The organism is Bacillus sp. FSL E2-8900, assembly GCF_037966225.1.
Taxonomy (GTDB): Bacteria; Bacillota; Bacilli; order Bacillales; family Bacillaceae_G; genus Bacillus_A; species Bacillus_A cereus.
Genome location: NZ_CP150193.1, coordinates 1,441,728 through 1,457,730, shown reverse-complemented (window position 1 = coordinate 1,457,730; position 16,003 = coordinate 1,441,728). Strand labels below are relative to the sequence as shown.

Genomic DNA, 16,003 nt, shown 5'->3' with positions numbered 1-16,003 from the left:
CTTCGTAACTAACTGAAAATAAAAAAAGTGCAAGAAGAATACCCCTATTCTCCTTGCACTTTTTACTATTATCACAGTGATTAAAGCGTTTACAAATTATTTCAAAATAATTAGTAAATCCATTCATTCATTAATTTTGAGTAGTCAACTAATTCTTCTTCTTTAAAGAAAATAGCAATCTCGCGCTCTGCGCTTTCTAAAGAATCAGAACCATGGATAATGTTTTTCGCAACAGTTACACCGAAATCTCCACGAATTGTTCCAGGAGCTGCTTCATGTGGTCTTGTTTTCCCCATCATGTTACGAGCTGTATCTACTACACCTTCACCTTGCCATACCATTGCGAATACAGGTCCAGATGTAATAAAGTCTACTAACTCACCAAAGAAAGGTTTTTCCTTATGCTCAGCGTAGTGTTGTCCAGCAATTTCTGGAGTGACTTGCATTAATTTTGCACCAACTAATTGAAAGCCTTTTTTCTCAAAACGAGCTACAATTTCCCCAATGAAGGCACGTTGTACACCGTCTGGTTTTACCATTAGAAATGTTTTTTCCATAAAAAATCTCTCCACTTCTGAATTATGTATGTAATTGTATATCCCCACACACATATTATCACCCTTATCACAATTGTGCAATAGTTTTGAAATAGAGAGATTATTTTATTTTTTAGAATAAACCTTAAAATTTTCGTTTTCCAATATACTTTGCAACATTTTGTAATGCGTACTTTGCTTTTCCACGTGGGAGTGGTTTTATTATTTCTAAAGCTTTATGTAAATAACGTTCACTAAACGCAAATGCTTGATCAATTGCTGTACTATTTTTTACAGCATCAATAATTTCTTGCATTTCACTTGCTGTTGAATTTTCATGTACAGATGTGATTTTCTGACGAAGTACGGGATCTTCCATCGCATATAAAGCAGGAAGTGTAATATTCCCTTGTAGTAAATCTCCACCAGCAGGTTTTCCAAGTTTCTCTTCTGTAGAAACGAAGTCTAAAATGTCATCAATAATTTGATAAGACATTCCTACAAAATACCCATACCAAAATAGACGATTTACCGTATCACGATTAGCACCAGCAGCAATCGCTCCCAATTGACAACTCGCGGCAATTAATAATGCTGTTTTTCGCTTTATTCTTCTTAAATACGTTCTTAAATTTTGGTCATAATTGTATTTATCTTTAATTTGTTCAATTTCACCTTTACAGACTTCTAAAATAGTATGTGATAACGCTTGATGTGCCTCTGGAATTTCGATATTGGTTATACATTCAAGAGACTTAGCGAACAGATAGTCCCCTGTATACATCGCAATACGATCTCCCCATTTCGCATTCACAGTCGCACTGCCGCGTCGTAAAAATGCAGCATCAATAACATCATCGTGAACAAGAGAAGCCATATGAATAAGTTCTAACGCAACAGCAACATGCTTAATCGCATCTAACTTATAATCTCCAAATTTCCCTGCAAGCAACACAAATACAGGACGAATTCGTTTCCCACCAGCTTCAATCAGCTGTAATGCTGCCTCTTCTACTAATGGCTGTTCAGAAGCGACTGTCTTTTTTAATTCTTTTTCTATCACATTAATATCCGATCGTAAAAAAGAGTACATAAGTTGTAACTTCATATTGTTCACCTTAACCTAAAACTTCTTTTTTCTATTTTGATTCTGGTTTAATACCTAAATGCATTGCTGCTACCCCAAAAGTAAATGGTTTCACTTGCACACGTTCAAGTCCAGCTTGCTCAAACATTTGAGCCAATTCTTTCATCCCTGGGAACGTACTAGCAGATTCTTGAAGCCATGAATATTCTTTATAACTTTTCGCAAACATCTTTCCAAATAATGGCATGATATATTTAAAGTATAAAATATACCCTTGTCGAAAACCAATCATTGTTGGTTGAGATGTTTCTAAACAGATTACTTTTCCACCTGGTTTTACTACACGCGTCATTTCTTTTAATACGTGCATATAATCCGGTACGTTACGTAAACCAAACCCAATCGTCACATAATCAAACGTATTATCTTCAAACGGAAGTTCCATTGCATTCCCATGTAGAAGTTCTACTTGTTTTAATTGTAACGCCTCTACCTTTTGCTTACCGACAGATAACATATTTTCACTGAAGTCTAAGCCAACAACCTTTCCTTGCTCACCTACGGCTCCAGCTAGCGCAATTGTCCAATCTGCGGTTCCACAGCATACATCAAGCGCTTGACTGCCTGGTTGTACATCCATAATTCGCATCGTTTCTTTCCGCCACGCTTTATGTCTTTGAAAACTAATTACAGAATTCATCACATCGTATTTATCAGAAATCTTTTCAAATACGTCATGTACTCTTTCTTCTTTTGATTGTTGCATGCTCGTACCTTCTTCCAATGTAAAATTGCTTATGTCTTCTATTTATTCCTTAACACAGAATTTATTTCATTTATGTCTGTGTGATTTTCTAAAAATTGTTTTTCTTTCTTTCTCAATTCCTTCATCCAACCAATAATCACTACTTCTGCTTTATCCCCTAAAGCATCTTGCATAGCTTGAAAAACAGGTGAATGTTGCTTATCAGCATACAATTGAATTTCTTTTTGAAGGCGATTTCCACCTAATACGTATGTGATAAATGGCTTCCAATGTGATAACTGAAAATGATCACATGTTTTTTGAAGGAGCGCAGACTCAATCGTTACTATGCTTTTCATTATGTCATCCGTCGTTTCATGCGCTTTTTGGTATAACATAATTTTGTGTTCATTTATCTCTTTAATTCCTTCAGCAAGTGCACGAATTAAAACAATATCACGATTCATAGACAATAAATAATAATATAGTCCACTATAGTAATCGCCTGCAAGTACTGTTAATTGACGACATTTATGGAATCCAATCTCTTCCTCGCCTGCTTTATTCGATACCCTTTCATGCGTATCAAGCGCAATTTGTACAAGCATAATTGTTACTACGTAATGCTCAATTTGTTCTATATGTAAGTTTGCACTCTTTAAAGCACCATATAACAATGCTATCTTTTCTTCATCAATAAATGGTTCTTCAATATAGTTTATAAAATAAGGATGGCGTAATTTCTCCATCAATTTTTCTTTTATACCCGCATACCCTCCGTAGATGTCACACACAAAAAATCACCCTTGTTTTCTAATTCATAAAACTTATTATAACACATACACTCTATTTTCTATAACCAAAACTTGGCTACACCTACCATTCATGTAAGCAATCTTTCTAATCTCACTCTGTCTAGTTAAAACTATATCATTTATTTACTAAAAAAAAAAAGAAAAGCAGTTTCCCGCTTTTCTTTACTTCGTTTTAATAAACGATAAAATTTCACTGCGCGCTGCAGCATCATTTTCAAGCACACCACGCACTGCTGTCGTTACTGTTTTCGCACCTGGTTTTTTCACACCACGCATCGTCATACACATATGTTCTGCTTCTACTACTACCATTACACCATGAGGCTCTAGTACTTCCATAATAGAGTTCGCTACTGTTGATGTAATACGTTCTTGCAGTTGTGGGCGACGTGCAATTGTATCTACGGTACGAGCTAATTTACTTAACCCTGTTACCTTTCCACCTTGCGGAATATATGCAACGTGAGCAACTCCATAGAATGGTACTAAATGATGCTCACACATCGAATAAAATGGTATATCTTTTACTAGTACAAGCTCTTCGTGATCTTCTCCGAATACTTTATGCAAATGCTCTTTCGGATCTTCATGCATACCTGAGAACACTTCTGCGTACATTTTTGCAACACGCTTTGGTGTATCAAGTACTCCCTCACGATTTGGGTCATCCCCAATCGCCTCTAAAATAAGGCGTACTGCATGTTCAATTTGTTCTAAATTAACTTTTGCCATCCGCTAGCCCTCCCGAAAACCTAAAAGTGATACGAACACATTCTAGCATATTTATGTTTTTAAAAGCAAAAAGAAGAGTTCCCAAAAAGGAAACTCTTCTTCCCTGTTAATATGTAAGGATTATTTAACCGCATCTTTTAACGCTTTACCAGGTTTGAATGCAGGTACTTTACTTGCAGCGATTTCAATCTCCTCACCTGTTTGTGGGTTACGACCTTTACGAGCCGCACGCTCACGAACTTCGAAGTTACCGAATCCGATCAGTTGTACTTTATCACCTTGTTTTAAAGCTTCTAAGATAGAATCAAAAACAGCGTCTACTGCTTTTGTTGCGTCCTTTTTAGAAAGGGAACTTGCTTCTGCAACAGCATTGATTAAATCTGTCTTGTTCATGCCATTCACCTCCTCCCAAAGATAAGACTGTATAATGATCATAAAATGAGTCTTACTTTCATTTGTAGGCAATTTTTGCAAATTCTATACTACAAAGATGTAGATAAATCATTATCAACGCCTATATTATACGATTCTCCTTTATAATTCAATATTTTTAAGGAAATTGTTACTCTTAAAATGTGAAAATCTGATGAAACTTGACAATTTACAACAATGTATTAGATAATGACTGTTTATTTTTCTATTTTATAATAAAAAAAAACAAAAAATCCCTCTACAATGAGAGGGATTTTTTCTTATAGTATAATCGCAATTAATCCGCCAGATCCTTCATTAATAATTCTTTCTAGCGTTTCTTTTAATTTATATCTAGCATTTTCTGGCATTAAAGATAATTTCGCCTGAATTCCTTCTCGAACAATCGAGCTAAGTGAACGTCCAAATATATCAGAATTCCAAATTGATAACGGGTCATCTTCAAAATCTTGCATTAAATAACGAACTAATTCTTCACTTTGCTTTTCAGTACCAATAATCGGCTCAAACGTTGACTCTACATCTACTTTAATCATATGAATAGATGGCGCTACCGCTTTTAACTTCACACCAAACCTTGAACCGTGACGAATAATTTCTGGCTCATCTAAGCTCATATCCGCTAATGCAGGTGCTGCTACACCATATCCTGTTTGCTTAACCATACGCAGTGCATCCGCCACTTGATCGTACTCTATTTTCGCATGAGATAAATCGAGCATAAGCTTTAATAAATGATCTTTCCCTCGAATTTCTACTCCTACTACTTCTTTTAGAATCTGATCATATAATTCATCTGGCGCATATAAATCAATCTCCGCCACACCTTGCCCCATATCAATGCCAGCTAGGCTCGCTCGATCAATAAATTCATATTGACTAAACTGCCAAACAACGCGATCCACATCACGAAGACGTTTTATATCCTTCACAGTTTCTTGAACTGCTTCTTGATAACTTTGACGCAACCAATGCCCTTCATTTAGCACCATTACCCAACTCGGAAGGTTCACATTCACTTCTAATACAGGGAATTCAAATAGCGCTTCACGAAGTACATTATATACATCTGTTTCTCTTAAACTCTCCACACTCATTGCAATAACCGGGATATCATATTCTTCTGATAAACTTTGGCGTAATTGCTCTGTATCTGGATGATACGGCTGTACCGTATTAATTATCATAATGAAAGGTTTTCCTACTTCTTTCAACTCATTTACAACGCGTTCTTCTGCCTCTATATAATCTCTTCTTGGAATCTCACCAATTGTTCCATCTGTTGTAATTACAACACCAATTGTTGAATGTTCTTGAATTACTTTACGCGTGCCGATTTCTGCAGCTTCATGGAATGGAATAGGTTCTTCATACCAAGGGGTATTAATCATACGCGGGCCATTCTCATCTTCATAGCCCTTCGCTCCAGGAACCGTATATCCAACACAATCTACTAATCGAATATTCACTTCAAGTCCTTCATCTACTTCGATAGAAACCGCTTGGTTTGGAACAAACTTCGGTTCCGTCGTCATAATTGTACGACCAGCAGCACTTTGAGGCAATTCATCCTGCGCTCTTTGACGGTCAGACTCATTCTCAATATTTGGAATAACTACAAGTTCCATAAATTTTTTAATGAATGTTGATTTCCCTGTTCGAACAGCTCCTACAACTCCAAAATAAATATCACCGCCTGTTCGTTCTGCAATATCTTTAAAAATATCTACCTTTTCCAAGTGATTCCCTCCCTCAAAATTTTTGGGAATAATTCCGCGTTTATAGTCAACTAATACCTTCTCTAACGTTGCCTATAATATCTGATATAATATAATGGTATTCTAGAAGTTCGGACAATATATCATATAATTTTGTCCAATTTCATATGACTATTAAAAAATATCTTTTGTTTGCATCGTAAGTTGTATAACATAAAAAACCTTTCTTCTAGAACTTATTCACTAAAAGAAAGGTTCATGACTTATCATTTTAAAAAAATTGGTTCTCCGTCCTTTACTGTGTACGGTAAAGAATAAGCTGGTACAAACGGGGAACCTTTCGAAAGTATATTTCGAATATCTTCTCCCTCTGTAAACTGCCCTTCATTTTTTTTCAAAGCGTCATATAAGTCGATTCTATAATCAACAAAAACTTCTCCTTTTTCATTAATTACAAAAGGAAGTCCTTTACCAGAATATGGACTTGTCACTTGTGGCACATCTTTATATCCTAGTTTTTTGAAATCCAATTCATATACACCATCTGAAATTACTTTTTTAAAAGGTGGATATTGATGTTCATCACGATACATCCTAAGCTTTAAAGATAGTTCCTGAATTTGTTCAGCCATCCTAACATCAATTAACTTTACTGTCGGATTTGTTTCAACGTCTATTAATACGTATTGATATACTCCTCCACTTTCATACGCATTCCCTGGCGCTTCTTGTATGTAACGCGGGGCAATCTGTTGAAAATCGATTGGATACTTTTGATAAATAGGTGTACTCATATCCCTCGTCTTAATTGGCAATATCCCATCATTTTGCTCCTTAAATGTCACAACAGCTTTTTGAACAACCTGTAGCTGATCTTCATAAGGAACCGCATTTTGCTTCATATTTTCTTTCGGATACAGACACCCCGTTAAAAGGCTCATACAACAAAATATTAAAATAATATGGAATTTTTTCACTAGCATCACCTTTTCATACTAATCTAATTTGCTCCGTATGTAGTATTTTCGAGACCATTCCATTTACTGCTGTACAGGTCCACTAAATACAACAAGAAAAATAACAATTCCTGACACAATCATAAGGGTGTACGCTACTAACGCTGTAATCCCTTTCAAAAATTTATTCTTTATTCTATGTCTACTTAATAAAATAAAACTTACTGCAAAAAACATAAATCCAATTGCCCCTAAAGCCAACCACATTTTCATAAGCCCTTCTGACATATACACACCCCTTTTTATTAATCTATTTTTATACTATTTTAACAAATTAAAATCTTTAAACAAATACAAAAAGAACATTTTACTACAAATCGCGAGTATGTAACTTTAATCAATAGGTTTTCCAGCATTTCTCACCAATCTAGGCAAAAATAAAACCGAAGCGATTGTATCTCTCGCTTCGGTTGACCAAATATGCCCAAAAACAGCTCTATTCCCATTCTTTCATGGCTATCATATGCAATCTCCAAACTCTTTGTTTCTCATAATTTATTTTTTAAACATTTTGCTTAACGAGCCAAAATCTGTTGGCATATTATTATTAATAATCGCTTTTACAATTTGATCCTCTTGCTCTTTCGGCACTTCACGTCCCGCCATAAGAGCCACTTGATGAATTAATTGACGAAGTACAGTTTCATCACGTAAATTCGCATTTTGCACGGATGATGCTAATTTAAAAATATCCTCTTTATTTACTTTCGCTTCCTTCTCAATATTATTAAAAATATTATTATCCATTCTTTTCACCCTCTCCTCAAGTTACTCTTCATCCTATGCAAAAATGAAAAAATGGTGAAAAGACCCAAAAAATAAAAAAGCGACAGAAGTACAAATGTACTTCTGTCGCTTTTCTTTACAGTAAATCAGGTATAGCTTCCACTTCATGTTTTCGAACACGTCCCATCAATGAGCCTACTGCATCTTTTACGTTATTCCCATTGAACAGCACGTCATATAAAGCAGCTGTAATCGGCATTTCAACTTCCATTTTCTCTGCCAATTCATGAGCAGCTTTCGTTGTTCTTACACCTTCCACAACCATACCCATGCTTTCTAACACTTCTTCTAAAGAGTGTCCTTTTCCAAGCATATTTCCAGCGCGCCAATTTCGGCTATGAACACTTGTACAAGTTACAATTAAGTCTCCCATACCAGTTAGACCAGCAAACGTTAACGGATTCCCGCCCATTTTTCTTCCTAAACGAGCAATCTCTGTTAAACCACGTGTCATCAATGCCGCCTTTGCATTATCACCTAATCCAAGACCATCAGTTATACCAGCAGCTAATGCGATAATATTTTTTAACGCACCACCAAGTTCAACTCCAACGATATCTGGATTTGTGTATACACGAAAATAACTATTCATAAATAAATCTTGTACTTCCTCAGCCGCTTCCATACGCTTTGCTGCAGACGTAACTGTTGTCGCTTGTCGTAAACCGACTTCTTCAGCATGACTCGGTCCAGACAGTACAACAACATCTTTAATTAAGTGCTCTGGAATTTCTTCCTCAATCACTTCCGAAATACGTTTTGACGTACCAGGTTCAATTCCTTTGCTCGCATGAATCCAAGTAATTGGTTCAGTAACAATTTCTTTCATCTCTTGTAATACATCTCTGTACGCTTTCGTTGGTACTACTAGCAGTACTGTATTTACATCTACTAATGCTTCTTCTAAAGAAGAGTAGGCTACGATTGTGCTTGGCAATGTAATGCCTGGGAGATATCGACTATTCTCATGTTTCGTATTAATTTCATCCATAAGTTCTGGGCGATTTCCCCAAATACGTACATCATGTCCATTGTCAGCTAATACCATCGCTAACGCTGTTCCCCAGCTACCTGCTCCTACTACTGTGATTTTTGTCATAAAATCACATCCTCTCCATTAGTCTCTTGCTCTAGCGATAATGTGAATCGGCGTTCCTACGAAGCCAAATGATTCACGTAAGCGATTCTTTAAGAAACGCTCATATGAGAAGTGCAATAATTCTGGATCGTTTACAAACACAACAAATGTCGGTGGTTTTACCGCAACTTGTGTTGCATAGAAAATTTTCAGACGGCTACCATTATGAGTTGGCGTCGGATTCATCGCTACCGCATCCATAATTACATCGTTTAATACGTTCGTTTGAATACGGATACTATGACTTTCATTTACCTCATCGATAACCGGTATTAATGTTTGTGTACGTTTTCTCGTTTTTGCAGATAAGAACACAATTGGTGCGTATTCTAAGAATTGGAAATGAGCACGGATATTTTCTTCAAATGCTTTCATTGTTTTTTCGTCTTTTTTCACTGCATCCCATTTATTTACAACGATAACAACAGCTCGCCCTGAATCATGAGCATATCCAGCGATTTTTTTATCTTGCTCAATAATTCCTTCTTCACCATCTAAAACGACTAAAACAACGTCAGAACGTTCAATCGCTCTTAGCGCACGAAGTACACTATATTTTTCTGTACTTTCATACACTTTTCCTTTTTTACGCATACCAGCTGTATCAATAATTACATAATCTTTTCCATCTTTACTATATGGTGTATCGACAGCATCACGAGTTGTTCCTGCTACATTACTAACAATTACACGCTCTTGACCAAGAAGAGCATTTACAAGTGATGATTTCCCTACGTTTGGACGTCCAATTAAAGAGAAACGAATTGTGTCTTCATCATATCCGTCTTCTTCAATCTTTGGAAAATGTTGTGCAGCTTCGTCTAGTAAGTCACCTAACCCTAATCCGTGTGTACCTGAAATTGGGAATGGTTCGCCAAATCCTAATGCATAAAAGTCATAAATGTCACTGCGCATTTCCGGATTGTCCACTTTATTTACTGCAAGTACAACCGGTTTATTTGAACGATATAAAATTTTTGCAACTTCTTCATCAGCTGCTGTTACACCGTCACGACCGTTTGTCATAAAAATGATAACATCCGCTTCATCAATTGCTACTTCAGCTTGTTGACGAATTTGTGTCAAAAACGGCTCGTCTCCAATATCAATTCCGCCCGTATCAATAATGTTAAATTCATGATTTAACCATTCTCCAGCGCTATAAATACGATCGCGCGTTACACCTGGAATATCTTCTACGATTGAAACTCTTTCTCCAACAATTCTATTGAAAATAGTAGATTTCCCTACGTTCGGGCGACCTACTATCGCTATTACTGGTTTCGGCATATACTTTCATCCTTTCAACTTGCTTCTGTTTATTATGTAAAAAACCCTTCTTTGTGCAAGAAGGGATTTGCATTCCAGAATATTTCTCAACGTATCAAAACACCTCACATTATAACACACGTTGCTAATGTTTCACAATAATATATACATTCTCTTGTAAGCGATGTGCAATACCATCTAAAATTGCTTCTAAATTATTTGCAACAAATTCTAGTTCCTCCGTCGATTCGCAAACGAATAAAGGAGCACCACCTGCAAATTTTTCTGGAGTCGTTGTTATAACTGCCAGAATAACACTTTCTAACATCATCTCTTATCTCCCCTTCCTTTTGGGGCTTCCGATGACATATGGACAGCACTTTCTAACGTTGGTACATTTCCTATGACACCTATCGCTTTCTCTGCATCTTGATCTTGCGGCAGGACAAAAATCCCAACCCTGCCATCCTCTAAATCACGCTTTGCTAACGGTACAAGCGCTGGTGTACCAGAATCTCTATAAATCCCTAACGCTACTGAAACATCGTGTAAAATAGCTTGTCGTTGCCCTAAATTTGAGATTGTAACCATCGCATCAATTGATTTCGGCTTTAAAATAAAACCCATACCATATTTCATAATTTCTTCTTGTCTTGCTGGCAATCCAATATTCATAATGTAAATATTGTCAATATAAAGCCCTGCTCCTTCAAAACGAAGCGGAACGTGCTCAATTTCAACAAGATCATGTAGCCTTTTACCAGACATTAATTTTTTCGCGATAAAAAATGCGATTATAGCCATAATTACTCCTGCAACCCATGAACGGAATCCTATATACGCAAACGTCGTTGCAAACGACGTTAACATTGCCAAATAGTTGCGACTTTCAAAAACCAATGCAATTCCTTCAATGTATGTATTTCCACGCGGTACGAGCTCATACCCATCTAATTGTTGAAGCGTATTTCTTTCCATATTACGTACATCACGAAATTGTGTCGCTGCTAATGTAAGAAATGTAATGGCAGAAAAATCTTTTTTCAAAATAGACGGGATTGCAATCGCTCCTAAAGCAGCTGCAATTAACCCCATTGCAATATGAATAATTTTCCCATGTAGCCTCGTCGGATATTGCCGCGTATCCGTCCGAAGCATTAGCACCCTTGTAACTGTCCCCGCTATTACGCCGCATAAAATGGCTGGTGTATATTCAGTCATGTATTACCCTCGCCTTTCTTTTACGTGTTTTTCTCTTAAACCGTTCCATGTATACTGATGCTTTTGCAATCCAAAACAATATTGCCATGAATAATGTAGAAATGGCGACGATATCAAAAAATGCTAAACTACCGTAATCATATGGAAAATTCAATTTCCTAAAAATAAATGTCACTAGCAGCTCTCCTTGTAACATCCCTACATATAGAGAACATAATCGTAATATGCGATCCCCATGCAATAACACCGATGCATACACAAGAGCACTACTTAGCAGAAACACTCTATCCACCACAATCCAAATCGGATCATATATTTCTAACAGATGAAAACTTGTATATAACATTGCAATAATAAGTGCCGAAAGTAAGCTATACAATTTTTTCCAGACGGAATATAGCGTGATCCCTATAAAAGAAATAATACAAAGTAAAAGAGCATTTACTGATACCACGAATGAGGCAATCGTTACATGTAACGGAGAGCAAATTATAAAAATCAGTATACAAGCGCCTAACTTCCACCGGATAGGGTCCTTTTTCATAAAAAAGGTTACAATGATCCACCCTATCCAAGCTACAAAATAAAAAGTACTTCCATCCATCAACTTCACCTCCTATGTTTTCCATTATGGGAACTTTTTATGAAAGTTAATCCACTTTATTTACGCATAGTTTTTTCTTATAACAGCAACACTTTTAACAAGGAGGTGTTATTCATTATGGGTAAAGATCGCCAAGAACGAAAACTACGAGAATCACGCCGCGTTGAATCCGATCGTGATCAATCACTACAATATCCAGGTGCAACTGGACTTGATACACCAGAACAGGCTCGAAAACAAAACCAGCACTAATTAATACAAAAAGACGGTTTCTATATTGTACGAAACCGTCTTTTACATAATCAGTTTAATGATTTCTATTTATATTGAAATAATATTTCGCATACTATATCCTCCCATTACTTCTTTTTACCTTCACCTATTCCCATTAAAAATTAAGTTCTCTCCAGTAATTCGACAACACACCACCTACATTTTTCAACCCTTTTTCAATTACAATTTTTACGAAATGATATTTTTATATAATACTAATTCCATTCTCCACTTTATATTACGAAAAAGAATAGAACAAAAAAAATCAACCGAATGGTTGATTTTTTATCTCCTACTATAATGCGCAGTATCAATACCACGCTGCATTAACCAATGATATGTTTCACCCTTTACAACAAGAGGTACAGATTGCAACTCTTCTATCGTCTTCGCACCAAGAGCTGTCATTATAAATTTCAAATCTGTATGTAGAAGCTCAATTTCATCTACTAACTTCTCGATACCATCTTGCATTAAAATACGTAAAAAATAACCAGCAAACGCAGTTGTATTCGCCCCTAATGCGATTGCTTTCGCTACGTCAAGCGCTGTTTGTATACCCCCAGATGCAATAAAAGAGAGGTTATTATTTGTAGAGGTTGCTTCAATAATCGAGGTTGCTGTTTGTATGCCCCAGTTATTAAAATAAGAAAGCATTCGCTGTCTTCTTTCGTTTTCAACAGCAGCAAAATTCGTACCACCTTGCCCACCAATATCAATTGCTGTTACACCTACGTTCACTAACTGTTGCATTGTTTCCTTACTCATCCCAAATCCAACTTCTTTTACAATGATAGGAACTTTACTATTTAAAACAATTTTCTCAATGCGCTGAAGTACTCCAGTAAAATCACGGTCTCCTTCTGGCATCGTTAACTCTTGTATGACATTTAAATGAATTTGTAATGCATTCGCTTCAATCATATCAACGGCGCGCTCTGCCTGCTCGATAGTTGCCTCACTACCTAAATTAGCAAAGAAAATACCATTTGGGTTTACCTTTCTAATCACCTTATAAGAAGCAGCTTCACTTTCATCTTTTAACGCCGCCATTTGCGAACCTACAGCCATAGCAAGGTTATGATGTTTCGCTACATATGCTAATTGCTCATTAATATGTAACGTTTTCTCTCCTCCACCACCAGTCATCGCATTGATAAAAATCGGCGAACTTAGTGAAAGTTCGCCGATTTTTGTTTCACATGTTATTGTGTCATAATTTGAATTTGGCAAGCTTTGATGCACAAAATCAATATCATGAAAGCCATGCGTACGAGACTGACCAGTAGAAAGAGCGTATTCAATATGATCTAATTTACGTTTTGCCCTTACCACTTGTACCCCTCATTATTTTTTTAATTTTTTCAGTTGTTCACCAATAATATCACTTAATTGGAAAGTAGCAGAATCAGCATTTGGCTCATACTGACTATAATCTTCAGTTACATTATTTTCCTCAAGCGCTTCTTTTATACTTAAAGAAATACGTTTCTCTGCTACGTGAACTTCAAGTACTTTCACTTTTACTTCTTGTCCCATTTCCAATACTTCATTCGGATTTTTCACGTGACGATTTGCAATTTGAGATACGTGTACAAGCCCTTCAACGCCCGGTAAAATCTCAACGAATGCACCAAATGTAACAAGGCGTTTTACTACTCCCTCACGAATATCTCCAGCTTTTATTTCGCCAGCAACGTTTTCCCAAGGTCCTGGTTGAGCTGCTTTAATTGATAAAGAAATACGTTGTGTATCAGCATCAACAGATAACACCTTTACCTTAACCTTTTGACCTTGCTCTAACACTTCAGAAGGTTGCTCTACACGTTCGTGTGAAATTTGTGAAATGTGAACTAAACCGTCCACTCCACCAACGTTAACGAATGCGCCAAAGTCAGTTAATCGTTGTACTGTTCCTTCAACAACGTCCCCTTCTTTTAATGAAGAAATTGCTTCTTTTTTCTTAGAATCTAGTTCTAATTCTACTACCGCTTTATGCGAAAGGATTACACGATTTTTTTCACGGTCTAATTCAACAATTTTCACCGCTAATGTTTTACCTTTATAGTCAGTAAAGTCTTCTACATAATGTACTTCTACAAGTGAAGCTGGAATAAAACCGCGAACACCAAGGTCCACAACTAATCCGCCATTCACAATATCTTTTACAGTAACATCAAATACATGACCAGAAGTAAATTTCTCTTGTAGTTCTACCCATGCTTTTTCTGCATCAACAGCACGTTTAGATAAGACAAGATCATCTTCTTCTAATTTAATAATTTTCAACTCTAGTGTTTGATTTAATTCTACAACATCGCTTGCTTTTTCAATATGAACGTTAGCTAATTCACTAATTGGAATTACGCCATCTGTTTTGTATCCAACATTTACAAGCACTTGTTTCTCTTCAACCTTCGTTACAGAACCTGTAACAACGTCACCAACTTGTAATTCTTTTGAATCCATAACTTCTTCATTCATTTTCTCTACCATGGAAATACCTCCCTACAGAATTGACAAAGCATTTTTTATGTATATACGAAATGAAAACAAAGTTTTCATTTGCATGTTTAAGAATTTCTCATCACATACTCTTTTTCAATAACATTCACAAGAAAATATATTAAACCTATATAAATAGTATACAGCAAAACCAGCTTGAAAAAAGTATGTTTTGAAATATAATAGCGAATATATTCTGACAGTTTCATTCCTCTTTAACTAACTTCTTACAAATCAGCTCATTTGTCAAGGAAAGAGACTCACAATTCACGTATCCTTTACATTTCTATTTAAACAAAAAAAGAAAGAGGACTATCCCCTTTCTTTATTTCGCAAACACTCCAGAAACAATGCTCATAATTTTTTGGACAACTTCTTCAATTGATAAAGAAGTCGTATCTAATTCCAATGCATCATCAGCCTTTTTTAGTGGAGAAACTTCGCGTTCTGAATCTAATTTATCACGCTGAGCAATTTCTTCTTTTAGCTGCTCTAAATTAGAATCGAAACCTTTATTTAAATTTTCTAAATGTCTTCTTTCCGCTCTTTCTTCAACAGAAGCAAGCATAAAGATTTTCACTTCAGCATCCGGTAATACATGTGTACCAATATCACGGCCGTCCATTACAACGCCGCCTTTTTTCGCTAACTCTTGCTGACGACGTACCATTTCTTCACGAACAAGGCGATGTTTCGCTACAATAGATACTCGATTCGTCACATCAGGTGTACGAATTACTTCAGAAACATCTTGTCCATTTAAAAATACAAGCTGTGTATTTTCTCCTTGCTGAAACTCAATATTTACATTCTTTACAACTTCCATTAACTGCTCTTCATTTTCAATGTCTACTTTTTGTTCAAGGGCTGCATATGTAAGCGTACGGTACATTGCGCCTGTATCAATATAAACGTAAGAAAGTTCCTTCGCAACAACTTTTGCCACTGTACTTTTCCCAGCAGCTGCTGGACCATCTATAGCAATTGAAATTCGTTTATCCATTGTAACACCTCATTTTTTCACTTATAAAACAAAACGAAAAGCAGGTGTTCACCCTGCTTCTTCTCATTTGCTTCACGTCATTAAATCCTCAATTATTGTAGCATAATCCTTCATAGAAGAAAA

19 protein-coding genes are annotated in these 16,003 nt (G+C 36.2%); 1 reads left to right on the top strand and 18 read right to left on the bottom strand.

Translation table 11 applies throughout. From position 1 onward, the window contains the following. Window positions 1-110: 110 nt before the first annotated feature. The 15 genes from ndk to NST90_RS07515 all read right to left on the bottom strand — a co-directional run bounded on the left by ndk (window position 111) and on the right by NST90_RS07515 (window position 12,099). A complete protein-coding gene (gene ndk, locus NST90_RS07585; RefSeq protein ID WP_000415883.1) occupies window positions 111-557 on the bottom strand; it encodes a nucleoside-diphosphate kinase in 447 nt (148 codons plus the stop codon). Window positions 558-681: 124 nt separating this feature from the next. Continuing rightward, the gene (hepT, locus tag NST90_RS07580; protein ID WP_000776077.1) at window positions 682-1,644 is read right to left on the bottom strand and encodes a heptaprenyl diphosphate synthase component II; all 963 of its coding nucleotides are present in this window, start codon (window positions 1,642-1,644) and stop codon (window positions 682-684) included. A gap of 31 nt (window positions 1,645-1,675) precedes the next feature. Then, window positions 1,676-2,389, bottom strand: a complete 714-nt coding sequence (gene menG, locus NST90_RS07575; protein WP_001187674.1) for a 2-heptaprenyl-1,4-naphthoquinone methyltransferase — start codon at window positions 2,387-2,389, stop codon at window positions 1,676-1,678. Between the two features lie 38 nt (window positions 2,390-2,427). Then, complete coding sequence (locus NST90_RS07570) at window positions 2,428-3,162, bottom strand: heptaprenyl diphosphate synthase component 1 (protein ID WP_283748218.1); 735 nt, start codon at window positions 3,160-3,162, stop codon at window positions 2,428-2,430. A 183-nt stretch (window positions 3,163-3,345) separates the two neighbouring features. After that, on the bottom strand, window positions 3,346-3,915 hold the full coding sequence (gene folE, locus NST90_RS07565; protein WP_001151482.1) for a GTP cyclohydrolase I FolE: 570 nt from the start codon (window positions 3,913-3,915) through the stop codon (window positions 3,346-3,348). Between the two features lie 120 nt (window positions 3,916-4,035). Continuing rightward, complete coding sequence (locus NST90_RS07560) at window positions 4,036-4,308, bottom strand: HU family DNA-binding protein (RefSeq protein ID WP_001043860.1); 273 nt, start codon at window positions 4,306-4,308, stop codon at window positions 4,036-4,038. A gap of 299 nt (window positions 4,309-4,607) precedes the next feature. Then, complete coding sequence (gene spoIVA, locus NST90_RS07555) at window positions 4,608-6,086, bottom strand: stage IV sporulation protein A (RefSeq protein WP_000416519.1); 1,479 nt, start codon at window positions 6,084-6,086, stop codon at window positions 4,608-4,610. 245 nt (window positions 6,087-6,331) lie between these two features. Then, complete coding sequence (locus NST90_RS07550) at window positions 6,332-7,042, bottom strand: hypothetical protein (RefSeq protein ID WP_000713407.1); 711 nt, start codon at window positions 7,040-7,042, stop codon at window positions 6,332-6,334. Window positions 7,043-7,105: 63 nt separating this feature from the next. Further along, the gene (locus NST90_RS07545; protein ID WP_001289008.1) at window positions 7,106-7,309 is read right to left on the bottom strand and encodes a DUF2768 domain-containing protein; all 204 of its coding nucleotides are present in this window, start codon (window positions 7,307-7,309) and stop codon (window positions 7,106-7,108) included. Window positions 7,310-7,576: 267 nt separating this feature from the next. Then, window positions 7,577-7,828, bottom strand: coding sequence for a stage VI sporulation protein F (locus NST90_RS07540; RefSeq protein WP_000369754.1), 252 nt, complete (start codon window positions 7,826-7,828; stop codon window positions 7,577-7,579). A gap of 115 nt (window positions 7,829-7,943) precedes the next feature. Next, on the bottom strand, window positions 7,944-8,966 hold the full coding sequence (locus NST90_RS07535) for an NAD(P)H-dependent glycerol-3-phosphate dehydrogenase (protein WP_000161763.1): 1,023 nt from the start codon (window positions 8,964-8,966) through the stop codon (window positions 7,944-7,946). Window positions 8,967-8,984: 18 nt separating this feature from the next. Further along, window positions 8,985-10,295 carry a ribosome-associated GTPase EngA gene (gene engA, locus NST90_RS07530; RefSeq protein WP_001125893.1) on the bottom strand — a complete coding sequence of 437 codons (1,311 nt, stop codon included), beginning with the start codon at window positions 10,293-10,295 and terminating at the stop codon, window positions 8,985-8,987. A 124-nt stretch (window positions 10,296-10,419) separates the two neighbouring features. Then, on the bottom strand, window positions 10,420-10,605 hold the full coding sequence (locus NST90_RS07525; RefSeq protein ID WP_000979059.1) for a hypothetical protein: 186 nt from the start codon (window positions 10,603-10,605) through the stop codon (window positions 10,420-10,422). Beyond that, window positions 10,602-11,495 (bottom strand): YIEGIA family protein, encoded by an 894-nt coding sequence (locus tag NST90_RS07520; RefSeq protein WP_048558636.1) that lies wholly within the window; start codon window positions 11,493-11,495, stop codon window positions 10,602-10,604. The genes NST90_RS07525 and NST90_RS07520 overlap by 4 nt, the downstream gene beginning before the upstream one ends. Beyond that, window positions 11,488-12,099, bottom strand: coding sequence for a hypothetical protein (locus NST90_RS07515; protein WP_000349103.1), 612 nt, complete (start codon window positions 12,097-12,099; stop codon window positions 11,488-11,490). Before NST90_RS07515 ends, NST90_RS07520 begins: the two co-directional genes overlap by 8 nt. Before the next feature lie 117 nt (window positions 12,100-12,216). Here NST90_RS07515 and NST90_RS07510 point away from each other — a divergent pair, with 117 nt between their 5' ends. Beyond that, window positions 12,217-12,351, top strand: a complete 135-nt coding sequence (locus tag NST90_RS07510) for a YpzI family protein (RefSeq protein ID WP_000513900.1) — start codon at window positions 12,217-12,219, stop codon at window positions 12,349-12,351. Window positions 12,352-12,657: 306 nt separating this feature from the next. Here the strand turns inward: NST90_RS07510 and NST90_RS07505 are convergent, their stop codons facing one another. The 3 genes from NST90_RS07505 to cmk all read right to left on the bottom strand — a co-directional run bounded on the left by NST90_RS07505 (window position 12,658) and on the right by cmk (window position 15,880). Beyond that, on the bottom strand, window positions 12,658-13,707 hold the full coding sequence (locus NST90_RS07505; RefSeq protein WP_000251036.1) for a type 2 isopentenyl-diphosphate Delta-isomerase: 1,050 nt from the start codon (window positions 13,705-13,707) through the stop codon (window positions 12,658-12,660). 12 nt (window positions 13,708-13,719) lie between these two features. Beyond that, window positions 13,720-14,868 (bottom strand): 30S ribosomal protein S1, encoded by a 1,149-nt coding sequence (gene rpsA / locus NST90_RS07500; protein ID WP_025709287.1) that lies wholly within the window; start codon window positions 14,866-14,868, stop codon window positions 13,720-13,722. A gap of 334 nt (window positions 14,869-15,202) precedes the next feature. Continuing rightward, window positions 15,203-15,880, bottom strand: coding sequence for a (d)CMP kinase (gene cmk / locus NST90_RS07495; protein ID WP_000361252.1), 678 nt, complete (start codon window positions 15,878-15,880; stop codon window positions 15,203-15,205). Window positions 15,881-16,003 lie beyond the last annotated feature (123 nt).

Coding starts and splice junctions, on each gene's coding strand:
- ndk (WP_000415883.1), bottom strand. CDS start 557: ATGGAAAAAACATTTCTAATGGTAAAACCAGACGGTGTACAACGTGCC.
- hepT (WP_000776077.1), bottom strand. CDS start 1,644: ATGAAGTTACAACTTATGTACTCTTTTTTACGATCGGATATTAATGTG.
- menG (WP_001187674.1), bottom strand. CDS start 2,389: ATGCAACAATCAAAAGAAGAAAGAGTACATGACGTATTTGAAAAGATT.
- folE (WP_001151482.1), bottom strand. CDS start 3,915: ATGGCAAAAGTTAATTTAGAACAAATTGAACATGCAGTACGCCTTATT.
- NST90_RS07560 (WP_001043860.1), bottom strand. CDS start 4,308: ATGAACAAGACAGATTTAATCAATGCTGTTGCAGAAGCAAGTTCCCTT.
- NST90_RS07545 (WP_001289008.1), bottom strand. CDS start 7,309: ATGTCAGAAGGGCTTATGAAAATGTGGTTGGCTTTAGGGGCAATTGGA.
- NST90_RS07540 (WP_000369754.1), bottom strand. CDS start 7,828: ATGGATAATAATATTTTTAATAATATTGAGAAGGAAGCGAAAGTAAAT.
- NST90_RS07535 (WP_000161763.1), bottom strand. CDS start 8,966: ATGACAAAAATCACAGTAGTAGGAGCAGGTAGCTGGGGAACAGCGTTA.
- engA (WP_001125893.1), bottom strand. CDS start 10,295: ATGCCGAAACCAGTAATAGCGATAGTAGGTCGCCCGAACGTAGGGAAA.
- NST90_RS07525 (WP_000979059.1), bottom strand. CDS start 10,605: ATGATGTTAGAAAGTGTTATTCTGGCAGTTATAACAACGACTCCAGAA.
- NST90_RS07520 (WP_048558636.1), bottom strand. CDS start 11,495: ATGACTGAATATACACCAGCCATTTTATGCGGCGTAATAGCGGGGACA.
- NST90_RS07515 (WP_000349103.1), bottom strand. CDS start 12,099: ATGGATGGAAGTACTTTTTATTTTGTAGCTTGGATAGGGTGGATCATT.
- NST90_RS07510 (WP_000513900.1), top strand. CDS start 12,217: ATGGGTAAAGATCGCCAAGAACGAAAACTACGAGAATCACGCCGCGTT.
- rpsA (WP_025709287.1), bottom strand. CDS start 14,868: ATGGTAGAGAAAATGAATGAAGAAGTTATGGATTCAAAAGAATTACAA.
- cmk (WP_000361252.1), bottom strand. CDS start 15,880: ATGGATAAACGAATTTCAATTGCTATAGATGGTCCAGCAGCTGCTGGG.